Annotated in this window: 15 protein-coding genes and 8 tRNA genes; 22 read left to right on the forward strand and 1 reads right to left on the reverse strand. The window is 49.5% G+C overall.

The features are described 5' to 3' along the window. Window positions 1–11: 11 nt before the first annotated feature. The 6 genes from argJ to argF are packed head-to-tail and all read left to right on the forward strand — an operon-like array spanning window position 12 to window position 8,095. A complete protein-coding gene (gene argJ, locus KNP62_RS11745; protein ID WP_214785637.1) occupies window positions 12–1,229 on the forward strand; it encodes a bifunctional glutamate N-acetyltransferase/amino-acid acetyltransferase ArgJ in 1,218 nt (405 codons plus the stop codon). After that, window positions 1,226–2,005 (forward strand): acetylglutamate kinase, encoded by a 780-nt coding sequence (gene argB / locus KNP62_RS11750; protein ID WP_214785638.1) that lies wholly within the window; start codon window positions 1,226–1,228, stop codon window positions 2,003–2,005. Before argJ ends, argB begins: the two co-directional genes overlap by 4 nt. After that, window positions 1,965–3,110: an acetylornithine transaminase gene (locus KNP62_RS11755; protein ID WP_214785639.1), complete on the forward strand. Its 1,146-nt coding sequence runs from the start codon at window positions 1,965–1,967 to the stop codon at window positions 3,108–3,110. Before argB ends, KNP62_RS11755 begins: the two co-directional genes overlap by 41 nt. Beyond that, window positions 3,107–4,159: a carbamoyl phosphate synthase small subunit gene (locus tag KNP62_RS11760; RefSeq protein ID WP_214785640.1), complete on the forward strand. Its 1,053-nt coding sequence runs from the start codon at window positions 3,107–3,109 to the stop codon at window positions 4,157–4,159. The genes KNP62_RS11755 and KNP62_RS11760 overlap by 4 nt, the downstream gene beginning before the upstream one ends. Continuing rightward, window positions 4,152–7,172: a carbamoyl-phosphate synthase (glutamine-hydrolyzing) large subunit gene (gene carB, locus KNP62_RS11765; protein WP_214785641.1), complete on the forward strand. Its 3,021-nt coding sequence runs from the start codon at window positions 4,152–4,154 to the stop codon at window positions 7,170–7,172. Before KNP62_RS11760 ends, carB begins: the two co-directional genes overlap by 8 nt. Continuing rightward, window positions 7,169–8,095: an ornithine carbamoyltransferase gene (argF, locus tag KNP62_RS11770; RefSeq protein WP_214785642.1), complete on the forward strand. Its 927-nt coding sequence runs from the start codon at window positions 7,169–7,171 to the stop codon at window positions 8,093–8,095. Before carB ends, argF begins: the two co-directional genes overlap by 4 nt. A 35-nt stretch (window positions 8,096–8,130) precedes the next feature. Here the strand turns inward: argF and KNP62_RS11775 are convergent, their stop codons facing one another. Beyond that, the gene (locus KNP62_RS11775) at window positions 8,131–8,856 is read right to left on the reverse strand and encodes a rhomboid family intramembrane serine protease (protein WP_214785643.1); all 726 of its coding nucleotides are present in this window, start codon (window positions 8,854–8,856) and stop codon (window positions 8,131–8,133) included. Window positions 8,857–8,919: 63 nt separating this feature from the next. Here KNP62_RS11775 and acpS point away from each other — a divergent pair, with 63 nt between their 5' ends. The 16 genes from acpS to KNP62_RS11855 all read left to right on the forward strand — a co-directional run bounded on the left by acpS (window position 8,920) and on the right by KNP62_RS11855 (window position 15,957). Then, the gene (gene acpS, locus KNP62_RS11780; RefSeq protein WP_214785644.1) at window positions 8,920–9,288 is read left to right on the forward strand and encodes a holo-ACP synthase; all 369 of its coding nucleotides are present in this window, start codon (window positions 8,920–8,922) and stop codon (window positions 9,286–9,288) included. Further along, on the forward strand, window positions 9,275–10,351 hold the full coding sequence (gene alr / locus KNP62_RS11785) for an alanine racemase (RefSeq protein ID WP_214785645.1): 1,077 nt from the start codon (window positions 9,275–9,277) through the stop codon (window positions 10,349–10,351). Before acpS ends, alr begins: the two co-directional genes overlap by 14 nt. A 129-nt stretch (window positions 10,352–10,480) precedes the next feature. After that, window positions 10,481–10,759 (forward strand): hypothetical protein, encoded by a 279-nt coding sequence (locus KNP62_RS11790; protein WP_026824473.1) that lies wholly within the window; start codon window positions 10,481–10,483, stop codon window positions 10,757–10,759. A 5-nt stretch (window positions 10,760–10,764) separates the two neighbouring features. Beyond that, window positions 10,765–11,115, forward strand: coding sequence for a type II toxin-antitoxin system PemK/MazF family toxin (locus KNP62_RS11795; RefSeq protein WP_026824472.1), 351 nt, complete (start codon window positions 10,765–10,767; stop codon window positions 11,113–11,115). Between the two features lie 142 nt (window positions 11,116–11,257). Beyond that, complete coding sequence (locus KNP62_RS11800; RefSeq protein ID WP_214696023.1) at window positions 11,258–11,584, forward strand: STAS domain-containing protein; 327 nt, start codon at window positions 11,258–11,260, stop codon at window positions 11,582–11,584. After that, window positions 11,581–12,060, forward strand: coding sequence for an anti-sigma B factor RsbW (gene rsbW / locus KNP62_RS11805; RefSeq protein ID WP_214785646.1), 480 nt, complete (start codon window positions 11,581–11,583; stop codon window positions 12,058–12,060). Before KNP62_RS11800 ends, rsbW begins: the two co-directional genes overlap by 4 nt. Then, on the forward strand, window positions 12,026–12,826 hold the full coding sequence (sigB, locus tag KNP62_RS11810) for an RNA polymerase sigma factor SigB (protein ID WP_015880560.1): 801 nt from the start codon (window positions 12,026–12,028) through the stop codon (window positions 12,824–12,826). Before rsbW ends, sigB begins: the two co-directional genes overlap by 35 nt. A 69-nt stretch (window positions 12,827–12,895) precedes the next feature. After that, window positions 12,896–15,022, forward strand: coding sequence for a Tex family protein (locus KNP62_RS11815; RefSeq protein WP_214785647.1), 2,127 nt, complete (start codon window positions 12,896–12,898; stop codon window positions 15,020–15,022). Between the two features lie 208 nt (window positions 15,023–15,230). Further along, window positions 15,231–15,305 (forward strand) — tRNA-Asn (locus KNP62_RS11820). 9 nt (window positions 15,306–15,314) lie between these two features. Then, a tRNA-Ser gene (locus KNP62_RS11825) sits at window positions 15,315–15,406 on the forward strand. Between the two features lie 29 nt (window positions 15,407–15,435). Next, window positions 15,436–15,510, forward strand: a tRNA-Glu gene (locus tag KNP62_RS11830). Between the two features lie 5 nt (window positions 15,511–15,515). Then, window positions 15,516–15,591, forward strand: a tRNA-Val gene (locus KNP62_RS11835). Between the two features lie 21 nt (window positions 15,592–15,612). Next, window positions 15,613–15,688: transfer RNA gene (locus tag KNP62_RS11840), tRNA-Asp, on the forward strand. 7 nt (window positions 15,689–15,695) lie between these two features. Continuing rightward, window positions 15,696–15,767, forward strand: a tRNA-Gln gene (locus tag KNP62_RS11845). Between the two features lie 9 nt (window positions 15,768–15,776). Next, window positions 15,777–15,852 (forward strand) — tRNA-Lys (locus KNP62_RS11850). Between the two features lie 17 nt (window positions 15,853–15,869). Further along, a tRNA-Leu gene (locus tag KNP62_RS11855) sits at window positions 15,870–15,957 on the forward strand. Window position 15,958 lies beyond the last annotated feature (1 nt).

The following is a 15,958-nucleotide window of genomic DNA, read 5'->3' on the forward strand; positions in this document are numbered from 1 at the left end:
GAGGATGAAGCATGATCGACATCATGGCGACGAAAAAGCCGGGCATCGTATCACCGAAAGGATTTCAAGCGTGTGGCATCCATGCGGGACTAAAGCGAAAACGTAAAGACTTGGCGTTACTCGTTTGTGAACGACCAGCGAGTGCGGCAGCGGTCTATACGACAAATCACTTTCAAGCGGCACCGATTCAAGTGACGAAAGCATCACTGGCCGAATCAAATGGGTACCTTCGGGCAGTATTGATCAATAGTGGTAATGCGAACGCGTGTACAGGAGAACAAGGATTGACAGACGCCTATACGATGCGTGACGTGACAGCGACACAACTAGGAGTGAAGCCGGAAGAGGTGGCGGTCGCTTCAACAGGTGTCATCGGTCAGCCGCTTCCGATGACACCACTCGTTAATGGAATCGGTCATCTGCAACCGACAGACGCGTGGGAAGGTGGACAAGCTTTCGCTGAAGCCATTTTGACGACTGATACCGGGACGAAACAGACGAGCGTCCAGTACGAAGAGGGAGAAGTGACCGTGACCATCGCGGGGGTCGCCAAAGGATCGGGGATGATTCATCCAAACATGGCGACGATGCTCGGATTCGTCACGACGGATGCCGTCATCTCACCAGAGCTTTTGCAACAAACGTTAAAGAAAAGTGTCGACGCCTCGTTCAACAACATTACGGTAGACGGGGATAGTTCGACGAACGATATGGTACTCGTCATGGCGAGCGGAGCACTCGAAATGGAGGAAATCAAAGAGGGGACTTCAGCGCATGAGGCGTTCCAACAGGCGTTGACAGAGGTGTGTCTAGACCTTGCCAAAGCGATTGCGAAAGATGGGGAAGGTGCGACAAAACTCATTGAAGTCAATGTCAGTGGAGCCATATCCGACCAAGAGGCTCGAACAATCGCTAAGCAAATCGTCGGATCTTCCCTCGTGAAGACAGCGGTGTACGGTCAAGATGCCAACTGGGGAAGAGTGATTGCCGCCATCGGTGCCGTTCCGTTCCCGGTGAACGTCGGAGCAATCGATCTTCACATCGGTAGTCAACTCGTCCTTCAGAACAGTACCCCTGTCTGGTTCGATGAGACGTATGCGACAGAAGAGATGAGTCGGGATGTCGTCACCATCACGGTCGACTTGAATGACGGGGAAGGAAACGGTCAGGCATACGGGTGTGACTTGACATATGACTACGTCAAAATCAATGCGAGTTATCGGACATGAAGAAGCGGAAAGTCATCAAACTGGGCGGTAGCGTTTGGGACTCGATTGCACCTGAGTACTTTGAGGAGTGGCGTGACTGGATTGAAGCGGGGAATGAACTGCTCATCGTTCACGGGGGTGGACCAAAACTATCGGCGTACTGCACGTCTCAACAGATTGAACCGTTCTTTTTAGACGGACGTCGCGTGACGACAGACGAAGTATTGATTGGGGCTTGGCGAGTATTGGCCGGGGAAATGCAGACAGATGTCGTGTCGACGCTGACACAACATGACATCGATGCGTTTGGCTTATCAGGTGTCGACGGGAATGCGATTGTTGGTCACCGACTCACCGGTCTCGGGAAAGTTGGTGAGGTGGTAGCGATTCGAAATGACGTATTCGAACAATTAATGGATTCTGGTCATGTGCCGGTCGTGACATCGGTGATTGCGAGCGCGGACGGACCGCTGAACTGTAACGGCGATGATTGTGCGGTGGCACTTGCTGTTTCGTTACAAGCGGACGAATTCGAACTTCTGACAGATGTAAATGGCATTCGTATTCATGGTGAATTCCAACCAATGCTACATGAGCGTGACGTGCAAGAAGCGATGGCGAATGGAGAAATCTATGGCGGGATGGTACCGAAAGTAGAGGCATTACTAGCAGCAGTGGCAGGTGGGGTCAAAAGTGCCCGTATCCGAGATGGCAGTGACGCAACACTGGAAGGGACAAGATTATGGGAGGGGAACTATGAATTCGCTTTTACCGACATACGGACCACGAACGATTGAGATCGCGAAAGCGAGCGGATCGTACGTGACGGATGTATCAGGAAACACGTACTTAGACTTTGTGATGGGGATTGCCGTGTGTGGGACAGGACATCGTCATCCATACGTGCAGCAAAAGATTGAAGAGCAATTGAATCAGGTGTGGCATACATCAAACTTATATGTGATATCCGGTCAGCAGCAGGTTGCAGAGAAATTGATGGAAGGAACACATCTCACGCAAGCCTTCTTTTGTAACAGCGGAACAGAAGCGAATGAGGCGGCCTTCAAGTTGGTACGCAAGTGGACGAAGAAGACGAAAATCATCACCTTCACTCAGTCGTTCCATGGACGCACGTTCGCGATGCTCGGGGCGACTGGGCAAGATAAAGTGAAACAAGGATTTGGACCGATGGTGGACGATTTCATTCATGCGCCATTCAACGATATGCATGCACTAGACTTAATCGATGAAGAAACTTCCGCTGTTTGGCTCGAGATCGTGCAGGGCGAAGGTGGTGTCGTCGTGGCGGATCAATCGTGGTTACAGGCATTGCAAGAAATGACAGATAAGTATGACGTGAAAATCGTCGTCGATGAAGTGCAGACTGGCATCGCTCGTACCGGAACACGTTTCGCCTTCGAACAAACACCGCTTCAACCTCATATTGTCACGTTGGCGAAAGGGTTAGGGAGTGGGATCCCGGTCGGGGCGATGTTGACGACCGAAGAAGCGACGGCGATCTTTGGACCCGGGAGTCACGGTTCGACTTTCGGTGGAAATCCGTTGGCGATGGCAGCGGCAGAAGCGACGCTAGATGTTCTCTTCACACAAACGTCCCTTCAACATGTCAAAGACATGGGGGATTACTTGAAGGAAGGACTCACCCGATTCGTGGACGGAGAACGCTTCGTAGAAGTGAGAGGACTTGGATTGATGATTGGACTGGTTTCGACAGAGCCGGTAGCCGAGTGGGTCACGCAATTGGCAGAGGCAGGGTTATTGGTCGTGATGGCGGGTCCCCAGGTCATTCGTTTCCTCCCCTCACTCCTAGTCACGAAATCCGAAATCGACGAGGCATTGACGAAACTTGAACACATTTTACAGAAGGAGGGCGTCGTATGAACGGAAGCATCAGCCTATTGAACGGGATGCAATTTACAGGAACTTGGGAGACGAGTGCACGACACGCAAGTGGCGAAGTCGTGTTCTTCACCGGGATGACGGGCTATCAAGAAGTGTTGACCGATCCGTCATACACAGGACAAATCATCGCGTTCACTTACCCGCTGATCGGACAATATGGACTGGAATCAGAAGGGAACGAAAGTGCTCGCATTCAAGCGGCTGGCGTCCTCGTTCAGACTCTGGCAGACCACGGGGATCGCCCTGCATTGAAGGAGTGGTTTGAAAAGGAAGGGATTCCGGTACTTTCACAAGTCGATGTACGTGCCCTCGTCCATGTGTTACGCGAAGAAGGGGATCAATTCGGAGTCATGTCATCAAACCTAGATATGAACATCGATACTCAACCTGTCAATCATCTGACAGAGCGTGTCACGACGACTTCTCAGGTTCTAGAAGGCAATGGTGAGAAAGGACATGTCGTCTGTCTCGACTTCGGAGTGAAGGTATCAATGGTTGGAGAAATCGTGAAGCGTGGTTATCGCGTGACGACTGTTCCATATGATACGGCGAAAGATGTCATTACGTCGTTACGACCAGATGCGATTTTAGTATCGAATGGCCCTGGGGACCCGCGAGACCATCTTGGACGGATTGAAGTCATTCGCGAATTGGCATTATCGTATCCGACACTCGGGATTTGCATGGGGCATCAGCTACTCGCCCTTGCGTTCGGTTGCAAAATTGAGAAACAAACATATGGTCATCGGGGCTCGAATCATCCGGTTCGAAACGTTAAGACGAACGAAGTGTGGATGACGTCACAAAACCACGGCTATGTGGTCGAGCGTATGAGTATCGAACAAAGCCCGCTCGAACTGCTCTATGAGAACGTGAATGATCATTCGGTTGAAGGGCTCGTTCATCCGAATGGGCGCCTTTTTACGACGCAGTTCCATCCAGAAGCGAGTCCGGGACCAACCGATGCGCAATCCGTATTCGACCGTTTCGATGAAATGATTCAGCAAGGAGTGAACGTGTATGCATAAAAAAGTACTCGTCATTGGTTCGGGACCGATCGTGATCGGGCAGGCCGCAGAGTTTGATTATTCCGGAACGCAAGCGTGCCAAGCGCTTCGTGAAGCCGGTTGTGAAGTTGTCTTATTGAACTCCAATCCTGCGACGATCATGACGGACCCTGGGATGGCAGATGCGACATATATCGAAGCGATGACCGTACAAAAAGCGACCGCAATCATCGAGAAAGAACGTCCGACTCATGTGCTCGCGACAGTCGGTGGACAGACGGCATTGAACTTGGCGCTCGATCTCGAGGAAGCCGGAGTATTGGCGCAATATGAAGTCGAACTACTCGGGACGTCACTCGACACCATTCGTGACGGAGAAGACCGTGAGCGATTCAAACAAAAGATGGAGCTGTTACATGAACCGATTCCGACGTCGACGACGATTGAATCGATTGAAGAACTGGCAGCTTTCATCGAGATGACGGGTGTTCCGCTTATTGTTCGCCCAGCTTTCACGCTCGGTGGAACAGGCGGTGGTATCGCGACGACGGAAGAAGAAGCATATACGATGGCGCGTCGTGGTCTTGAAGCGAGTCCGATCTCACAATGTTTAGTCGAGAAGAGCATCGCCGGCTATAAAGAGTTTGAGTATGAAGTGATGCGCGATGCGTTCGGAACGTGCATCATCGTCTGCAACATGGAAAACATTGACCCGGTCGGTGTGCATACGGGGGACTCCGTCGTATTCGCACCGGCACAAACGCTATCGGATCAGATGCATCAAACGTTGCGGAGTGCTTCGTTTCGAATCGTATCCGAATTAGGTGTGATTGGTGGCTGTAACATTCAGTTCGCCGTTCATCCGACGAAGTCAGAGTACTACGTGATCGAAGTGAATCCTCGTGTCTCGCGGAGCTCAGCGCTCGCGTCAAAAGCGACCGGATATCCGATTGCGAAGATTGCAACACGTCTCGCTCTTGGGGAACCGTTAGACCGTTGCATCAATCCGGTCACAACAAACACAATGGCAAGTTTTGAACCGGCACTCGATTACGTTACGGCGAAAGTGCCCTGCTTCCCATTCGATTTGTTCGCCGAGACAGACCGCGCGCTCGGTCCACAAATGAAAGCGACCGGAGAGAGTATGGCAATGGGGAAAACGTTAGAAGAGGCATTGCAGAAAGCATGGCGTGGCGCCGGGATTGAACAGGCACCGCTTTATCCAAAATGGATGCAGGACGCTACCGTCGAAGGATTGATGAACGAAGTCGAGGCACCGACCGATCGTCGTCTGCATGCTTGTCTTGCTTTACTCGACCGTGAACTCATGTCTGGCGACGCGTTACAGCAAATCACGGGCATCACACCACATTTCATTCAGATGTTGAAACGAATCATCCAGATGACGAAGCAAGATTTGATGGAACCGAGCCAACTGTTACAGGCGAAGCGACTCGGATTCACGGACACACAGATTGCCGAGATTATGAATGTACACGTCGCAGACGTCAAGACGCTCCGGGAAGCGGCTTCAATTCACCCGATATACCAAATGGTTGACACGTGTGCGGCCGAATTTGAAAGCCAGACGCCATATTTCTATGGCTCATGGCACGGGACGACTGAAGTAAAACCGAGTGACAAGACGAAAGTTGCCATCATCGGTGCAGGACCGATTCGAATCGGGCAAGGAATTGAGTTCGACTACAGTTCAGTTCACGCGGTATGGGCGCTTCAAAAGCTCGGTGTGGAAACGATTATGATCAACAACAACCCGGAAACCGTATCGACCGACTTCTCGATTGCGGACAAACTATATGTGGAACCATTGACGAGTGAGGATGTCATGCATGTGTTAGAAGCGGAAGGATGTCACGATGTGTTGATTCAGTTTGGAGGACAGATGGGGATCGCACTCGCTCATGAATTAGAAGCGGCGGGGTATCATCTACTCGGCGCCTCCGCACAAACCATCGATCAAATGGAAGATCGGGAACGTTTCTATCAGTTCCTGGATTCGATTGAAGTCGAACACATCCCGGGAGAAGAGGTGTCTTCCCAAATAGAATTGAATGAGGCGGTGCAACAACTTGGCTATCCATGCATCCTTCGTCCGTCTTATGTGATCGGCGGAAAAGGGATGCTGCTCATTCGTTCGGAGGAACAGTTAGCAGATGCGTTACCGAATCTTGTCTATCCAATCCTTGTCGATCAATATGTAGCGGGACGTGAGCTCGAAGTGGATTGTGTGACAGACGGGGAAACGGTGTATGTGCCAGTCATCCTGGAACAAATCGAAGCGGCGGGTGTCCATTCGGGAGACTCGACGATGGTCTTGCCGCCTGTCGAGACGAGTGAATCGATTCAAGGGAAAGTCGAATCGATCGCCAAACGAATCGGACGGGCGCTCGATTATAAGGGAGCCTTGAACATTCAGTTTGTGTTGAAGGAAGAAACAATCTATGTCCTTGAAATCAATCCGCGTGCATCTCGGACCGTACCAATTGTAAGCAAAGTGACGGGCGAACCGTTAATCGAATGGGCGACATATGCGGCTTACGGCTTGCCGTTAGCCGATCACGTTCCGACAAGTCCTTGCACATTGACGAACTATGCGGTGAAGACACCGATTTTCTCGAACGTCAAATTGCCGGGCGTCGACCCGATGACTGGTCCAGTGATGCGTTCGACAGGTGAGACACTCCAGTTCAGTTCACACCCGTATGTGCCAGAACGGTTTACGTATGATGCGTTAACGACACGGGTGATGAACCGTCCGCAGAGTGCATGTGGGAAAGGGTTTGAACAGTTCGGGGATACACTACTTGCAAACGTCACGGATTTCCAACAAGTCGCCATACTATTCTCGGACGCGACCGACGAGCGGGAAGCACGTGAAATCGCCGTCCGAAATGGTGTGCATATCATCTCGTCACGACAGTTGGCTCAGTATTATCAAATGAGTCAGTCAATGACCGACAATCCGGTTCAATCCTTACAGTCCATTCGAATGAGAGAGGAAGTAGCTAAATGACAGTAAAGACGATGCAACACTTTTTGACGATGGAAGAACTGACACCGGGGACGCTCGATGCGTTGCTTCAGTTGGCACGCGACGTCAAACAGTCGCCTCAATCTTTTGCGACCGCACTGACAGGTAAGAAAGTTGCGTTATTGTTTGAGAAGGCATCGACGCGTACGCGCATGTCATTTGAAGTGGGTGTCGTCGAACTAGGCGGATACCCGCTCTTCCTCAGTGGTCAAGATTTGCAAATTGGACGCGGGGAACCGTTGACGGACACGATTCAAGTGATGAGTCGGTATGTGGACGCATTGATGATTCGGACGTTTGCCCATGAAACAGTCGAGACGTTGGCGCAACACGGATCGATTCCGATTATGAACGGATTGACAGACTTGCATCACCCATGCCAAGTGCTCGCAGATTTGTTGACGATTGAAGAACAATTCGGCAGTCGTTCGGGAAGAGTGTTGACGTATATCGGAGATGGGAACAATATGGCCCACTCGCTCATGATCGGCGGTGCGCTGAGTGGGATGCATATCCGCATCGCTTCGCCGAGCGGATACACTGTCGATCAAGCGATTTATGAGAATGCACAGAAGTTGGCTCAGATGACTGGAGGCAGTATTACGTTGTTTGATGACCCGACGCTTGCTGTGAACGAGGCGGATGTTGTCTACACGGACGTCTTTGCGAGTATGGGACAAGAACAGGAAGCCGATGAACGACTGTTGAAATTCGAAGGATTCCAAGTGAACGGTCACTTGATGGCACTTGCGAAAACAGATGCGATTTTCCTTCATTGTTTACCGGCGCATCGCGGGGAAGAAGTGACGGCTGATGTGATTGATGGACCACAGTCATGGGTGTTCAATCAAGCCGAGAATCGCTTACACGCACAGAAGGCTTTGATGCTGACATTATTGACGTAACGACAAAGGGTGACACGCCGTGTGTCACCCTTTTGTTATAGGAACTGTGCCAATAAACCGAAAACTGCCAGTCCGATGATGATGTAGAAGAACCATTTTCCGTCCCCGGAATGAATAATTGGGGGCGCGTACGAACGTTGCTTATACTTCCCGTAGCGCATCGGGCGTGTATACGGGACGGCATACCGTGAGAGTGGAATGGCAAGTAAAAATCCTGCCAAGAAGCCATACACGTGACCCCAAAGCGAAACGTTCGAACCGATGAGTGTAAAGACGGCACTGATGGCGACGAAGATATAGACCAAGCGGGCATCTTGGCTAAGCATCAACGTGCGGCGGAAACGACCAATGAACACATAGAATCCGAGAATGGCCAAGATGGCACCTGACGCACCAGCTTGTAGATAAAACAAGTTACTGACGGTGAAGTAGGTGAACAAGTTGGCAAGTGCCCCGGCGAATACATAAAATAGAGCAAACTTCACATGCCCGACCATACGTTCCATCGCTGGTCCGAAGATGATCAGCGCAAACGAATTAAATAGCAAGTGGCCGAGACTTAAATGAATAAAGTTGGCCGTCACTAAGCGATACCATTGTCCGTCGGCGAGTGCCAAATGAAACGACCCTCCTGTTGACACGATTCGTAAACCAGGAGCGAAAGAATCGATGACAAACACAAGGAGTTGGATTACAATGAACAGCGTTACGAGTGGATATGCCCGTACAAACGTTTGTACATTTTCCGTACGACTAAACATAACATCACCTCTTTCTCCAATTGTATAGGGAAACGGGGAAAAAAGGAAAGGAGCGAGTGTCCTGTGATTGTAGGAATCGGAGTCGATATCGTCGAGCTTGATCGGATGGCTCGCTCGATGAAACAACCGCGTTTTTTAAAGCGCCTGCTCACCGATGCAGAGTATGAACTTATTCAACAATACCCACTGCCGCGTCAAATCGAGTTTGTTTCGGGTCGGTTTGCCGCAAAAGAAGCTTATGCCAAGGCAATCGGCACCGGAATCGCGCACGGTCTATCGTGGCGCCACATTGAAATTTTACCGGATGAGACAGGTCGACCTATCATGACTGCGCCGTTTTCGGGACGAATTCATGTCAGCATCAGTCATAGCAGTGCATATGCCGTCGCACAAGTCATCTTAGAAGAGGAGGGGCAACATGTTTCGTCCTAGTCGAATCGAGATTGATCGGGCGGCCATCGCCCATAACATACAAGAGTTAACACAACGTATCCCGCAAGACATCATGGCGGTCGTCAAAGCGAATGCCTACGGTCATGGGGCTGTTGAAGTAGCGAATATCGCCCTTCAGAACGGGGCGACGATGCTTGGGGTCGCTTTATTAGAAGAAGCAATCGAACTTCGGGATGCAGGGATCGAGGCACCGATTTTAGTCATGGAGGCGCAATTTCCCCAATATGCAGGGATTGCAGCAGAACGAGACGTCACGTTGTCCGTTTTTTCTGCCGAATGGTTAAAAGAAGCTGCTGCTTATATAGAAGAAAAACCGTTGACGGTTCATATTAAAGTCGACACAGGAATGGGACGTCTTGGTCTTCGTACGCGAGAGCAGCTTGATGCGTTGCTTGAAGAAGCGAACGATTCATTTGTCATTGAAGGCATCTACACCCATTTTGCGACAGCGGATGAACTTGAGAGCGACTTGTACTACACACAACAAGAACGTTTCGAACGCTTGATGGATGGGCTACATGAGCGGTTCCGCTATATTCATACGTCCAATTCAGCAGGGGCCATCCGAATGGCAGGACAAGATGTTCCTTATAATCTGGTCCGTGTCGGGATTGCAATCTATGGTTTATATCCGTCACATGAGATGGAAACATTCTATTCGTTCCTCCGCCCGGCCTTTACGTTGAAGAGCCAGCTGATGCAGGTGAAGCGTCTCGAGGCAGGTCAAACGATCAGTTACGGAGCGACCTATACGACATCGACCGATGAATGGATTGGTACCGTCCCAGTCGGATATGCGGACGGCTGGTTACGAAAGGCGAGCGGATTTGAAGTTGAAGTAAATGGTGTTCGTTGTCCGATTGTGGGACGTGTCTGCATGGATCGCTTCATGATCCGACTTCCAAAAGAGTTTCCGGTCGGTATGGATGTGACACTTGTCGGTGGAAACGTCGCCATTAATGAACTTGCGTCATATCTAGGGACGATTAACTATGAGATCGTTTGCCAGTTCACGAGTCGATTACCGCGTCACTATGTGTGAATCACAAATCGTGTGAAATTATCTGAATTCTTTCTCGATTTCTCTATATTTTCCCATTCCCGCGTGTTATATTGATAAAGAACGCGGGAGATTTTCCGCCAGTCCATGAAACGATTCTGGAGGTGTAAGATGTTGAAGCAGCGAACTGCGGGTGCGCTAGCGTCCGTCCCAGATCGGTTCTCGCAACAAGGGGGTCCGATTTCGATGAAAGACCGTGAAACACTGTCCTTGAACGATGTAGTGACATACTTGTCTAAAGAAATTGCTGATCGACAACAAACACTGCGTGAAGAATTGGCGAAAGGCTATCAAGAGATGGCCGCGTTTAACTTGAATATGGCAGAAGAGATGCTAACGATTGAAGCCGAAGCCGAACACGCTCTCTTACGTCAAGTAAGTGGGGTGTGAGCAGAGTGATCGTAAAGCGTGGTGACGTATTTTATGCGAATCTGTCGCCCGTAGTCGGCTCAGAGCAAGGTGGCGTTCGACCCGTTCTCATCGTACAGAACGACATCGGCAATCGCTTTAGCCCGACCGTCATTGTCGCTGCGATTACAGCTCAGATTCAGAAAGCAAAACTGCCGACTCATGTGGAAGTATATCAAGAGAAGCATGGACTCGAGAGAGACTCTGTGATTTTACTTGAGCAGATTCGAACGATTGATAAGCGTCGTCTGACGGATAAAGTCACTCATCTCGATGATGAGACGATGCATAAAGTTGACCGAGCGCTAGAGATTAGTATGGGATTGATCCCTCTCTAGCCTTACATAGATCAAGACTGGTACATAGGTATCGGTCTTTTTTTAAACATTTTTTAAAAAAGTGGTTTAAGATTTTGATAGTGGGGAATTAAAGTAAATCGTACTCAATTTATCTGTACGGACATTTAGGAGGGAATAGACGATGGATTTATCGATTCGTGAGCAAGTCATTGGAGAACAATTACACCTTTACGTATCCGGAGAAGTGGATACATATACTGCACCAAAATTGAAAGAAGTATTGCATCCGGCTATCAGTGAACAAGATGTGGTCGTTCATTTAGACGAAGTGGAGTATATGGATTCGACAGGTCTCGGTGTGTTCGTCGGCGCATTGAAAATTGCCACGCGTAACGAAAAAGAGTTGTCACTTGTCGGGGTCACGGAGCGAGTCAATCGTTTGTTCGAATTGACGGGTCTCCACAAACTTCTTTCAATTAATTCGAACGTAAGAGGTGGCACGCAATGAACAATGTTGAACAGACGGTCATGACGTTCCCGGCCAAACCAGAATATGTCGGTGTGGTTCGATTAGTCGTTTCAGGAATCGCTAACCGTATGGGATATACGTACGACGAGATCGAAGATATTAAAATCGCGGTCTCGGAAGCATGCGGCAACGCAGTCCAGCATGCATATGAAGAGCATCAAGATGGAGAGGTCAAACTCGCTTGTGGCGTATATGCAGATCGTCTTGAAATCACGATTGAAGATTCAGGCAAGACGTTCGCAGATGATGTGAAGCGTCAAGCGGCTCCGGTCGAAGAGACGACAGAAATTGAATCGCTCCACGAAGGAGGACTTGGTCTCTTCCTTATCGAAGCGTTAATGGACGATGTCTCGATCAATAAAGACAACGGTGTCAAAGTGACGATGACAAAACTCCTTAACAGGGACGAGGTGGATCAGAGTGCCAGCAAAATCTCAACAACGCCATCACAGTGATGACGAGGTACTAGAGTGGATTGAACGCTACCAACAAGACGATCAAAACGAAGAAGTGCAAATGCTACTCATCAATCGCTATTCGGACCTCGTCGAAGCACTCGCCCGTAAATTTTCGCGTGGACGAGCGATTCACGATGATCTCGTGCAAGTTGGGATGATTGGGTTATTGGCGGCACTTCGTCGATTTGACCCAGAATTCGGTCGTAGCTTCGAATCGTTTGCCGTCCCAACCATCATCGGTGAAATCAAGCGATTCATCCGCGATAAAACATGGAGTGTCCATGTTCCGCGTCGGATCAAGGAGCTCGGACCGAAAATTAAGAAGACGGTCGAAGAGTTGACGACTGAATTGCAACGTTCGCCGCGAATCGATGAGATTGCCGATCATCTTGGCGTATCAGACGAAGAAATTCTTGAAACGCTTGAGATGGGCAAGAGTTATCAAGCGCTATCGGTCGATAGTTCAATTGAGGCGGATAACGAAGGCAGTACGGTCACGTTACTCGACTTGGTCGGTAGCCAAGAGCGCGGATATGAATCGGTCGACCAACGTCTCATTCTAGAGAAAGCGTTCAACGTCCTAAATGAACGGGAACGCGCCATCTTAGAATGCGCCTACTATAAGAATATGAGTCAAAAAGAGACTGGAGAACTTCTTGGAATCTCGCAGATGCATGTCTCCCGTTTGCAACGGCGAGCACTCGAAAAGCTGCGTGAAGCCATCAAAGTCCCACTCAATGAAGTATTCTCAAGCGATGACTAATCGAGTCATCGCTTTTTTGTTTGAATGTTTGCTACACTTTGGAAGAGATCATAAAAGGAAGTGATTCAAGTGATTACGAAAGTGGCTAAGACGTTAAACTTGAAAGTGAACCAAGTAGAGACGGTTCAACAGCTCGCATCTGAAGGGGCGACGATTCCGTTCATGGCCCGTTACCGCAAGGAAATGACGGGGAACTTAGATGAAGTCGAAATCAAAGCAATCTTGGACGCCCTTCAATATGAAGAAAGTCTTCAAAAGCGGAAAACGGATGTTCTTGCTAAGTTAGAAGAGCTGGAAAAGAACACACCTGAACTAACGAAGGCGCTAGAGGCGGCGACAACCCTTCAACAAGTAGAAGACATCTACTTACCCTATCGTCCGAAACGGCGGACGAAAGCGGAACAGGGACGTGAGAAAGGATTGCAGCCGCTTGCGGACTGGTTCCGAGACAAGTCGCCTTACTCAACAGATATGGTTGAAGAGCTCTCGAGGGATGTAGCGCTAGAAGAAGCCCTTCCGCTCGTACAGGCCATCATCGGGGAAGAGTGGGGAGAAGAAGCAAAATTAAGGCAGATGCTTCGTGACCGCGTTCGCAAAGAAGGGTTGTTGCGTTCGAAGAAGAAAAAACAAGCGGAAGACGAAAAAGAGATTTTTGCGCAGTACTATGAATACGAAGAGAAAATCGCAGGAATCGTACCACACCGCGTACTCGCCTTGAACCGTGGGGAGCGCACTGATGTCCTTCAAGTGAAAGTCATTTTTGACGAGGCACGCTTCATGGATCAAGTCCTTCGTACATATGAGCGACTTCCGAAAGAGAAGCGTGAAGTTGTAGAGGCGGCTGTGACGGAGGCTTATAAAAAATCTGTCTTCCCAGCCATTGAACGAGAGATTCGTAGCGAGTTAACCGATAAGGCAGAGGAGCAGGCGATCGATGTATTCTCGAAAAACTTAAAGCAACTCTACATGCAACCGCCTCTTCGCGAGGTCGTCGTCTTGGGGATCGACCCGGCATATCGGACAGGATGCAAATGGGCGGTCGTCAATGAAATCGGAAAAGTCGAAGAGGTTGGTGTCTTCTATCCGACGGCACCGAAGCACGATATCGCTGGCGCTGAAAAAGTACTAACGAGACTCGCTAAGAAATATCCAATCTCCGTTATTGTTGTCGGAAACGGTACGGCATCAAGGGAGACCGAACAATTCGTTGCGGATTGGTTAAAGAAAGCAGAGCGTGAAATTGCTTACGCGATTGTGAACGAAGCGGGAGCGAGTGTCTATTCTGCATCGGAAGTGGCACGTAGTGAATTTCCGGACTTAAAAGTAGAGGAACGGTCAGCTGTCTCGATCGCACGCCGAATCCAGGATGCGATGGCGGAACTCGTCAAAGTCGACCCACAGTCGGTCGGTGTCGGGCAATATCAGCATGATGTGAGTCAGAATAAACTGAAGGCATCTTTAGAATTCGTCGTGGAGAGCGTGGTTAACATGGTCGGAATCGATGTGAACCGTGCCTCGGAGTCTTTATTGACTTACGTATCGGGACTGAACAAAACGACTGCCAAAAATATTGTGGCGTATCGTGAAGAAAATGGACGCTTTGAAACGAGAAAGGAAATTAAGAAAGTGCCAAGACTTGGGGCGAAGGCGTTCGAACAAGCGGCTGGATTCTTGCGAATCATGAATGGGAAGGATGTTCTCGACCAGACGGAGATTCACCCGGAAAGTTATTCTCTCGCACTATCAATCTTAAAAGAAATCGGATCCTCGAAAGCTGAGGTCGGAACAGCTGCATTGCGTGAACGGTTACAACAAGTTGATGCGAATGTATTGAGTGAGCGATTAGATGCGGGACTTCCAACCGTTGAGGATATCTTGAAGTCGTTAGCGAAACCAGGACGTGACCCACGGGAAGATATTCAAAAGCCGTTACTGCGCACGGACGTCATGAGTCTTGAAGACCTTCAAGTTGGAATGGAATTCCAAGGCACTGTTCGAAACGTCATTGATTTTGGTGCGTTCGTGGATATTGGTGTAAAACAGGATGGGCTCGTCCATATTTCGAAATTATCGAATCGCTACGTGAAGCATCCGTTAGATGTCGTGGCGGTCGGTGATATCGTTACGGTATGGATCGAACAGGTCGATGTCAACCGGGGACGAATTAGTTTGACGATGCTTGAACCGAACAGTTAATTAAGAAGAAACTCGAATCAGGTAAAATGTTTTTCATTTTACCTGATTTTTTTTAGAAAAAGTGTTGACGGTCTTTTTGTACCGTGATATCTTATAGAAGTCGCCGAGAGACGGCATGCGAAATAAAAGTTTTTCTAAGAAAGTGATTGACAGGTTTCTGGTTTGCGGTTACAATATAAATCGTTACTTCGATAATTTCAAGCAACGTTCCGCAATAGCTCAGTGGTAGAGCAACCGGCTGTTAACCGGTAGGTCGTAGGTTCAAATCCTACTTGCGGAGCCATTTTATTTTGGAGACGTACCCAAGAGGCTATAAGGGGCTCCCCTGCTAAGGGAGTAGGCTGGGAAACCGGTGCGAGGGTTCGAATCCCTCCGTCTCCGCCACTTAAAATTACTTAGAAGACACATACACTGGCCCGTTGGTCAAGCGGTTAAGACACCGCCCTTTCACGGCGGTAACACGGGTTCGAATCCCGTACGGGTCACCATATATGGAGGATTAGCTCAGCTGGGAGAGCACCTGCCTTACAAGCAGGGGGTCGGCGGTTCGATCCCGTCATCCTCCACCATTTCAAATAAAAACGTAATCTGGTCTTGTGGTGTAGGGGTTAACATGCCTGCCTGTCACGCAGGAGATCGCGGGTTCGAATCCCGTCAAGACCGCCATTTACGTTGGGCTGTAGCCAAGTGGTAAGGCATCGGATTTTGATTCCGACATGCGAAGGTTCGATCCCTTCCAGCCCAGCTTTTATTTGAGTCATTAGCTCAGTTGGTAGAGCATCTGACTTTTAATCAGAGGGTCGCAGGTTCGAGCCCTGCATGACTCACCATTTTAATTTCATACGCTGCGGTCGTGGCGGAATCGGTAGACGCGCTAGGTTGAGGGCCTAGTGGTGGTTAACACCGTGGAGGTTCAAGTCCTCTCGACCGCACCAT

It is taken from the genome of Exiguobacterium sp. s183 (genome assembly GCF_018617655.1).
Taxonomy (GTDB): Bacteria; Bacillota; Bacilli; order Exiguobacteriales; family Exiguobacteriaceae; genus Exiguobacterium; species Exiguobacterium aestuarii_A.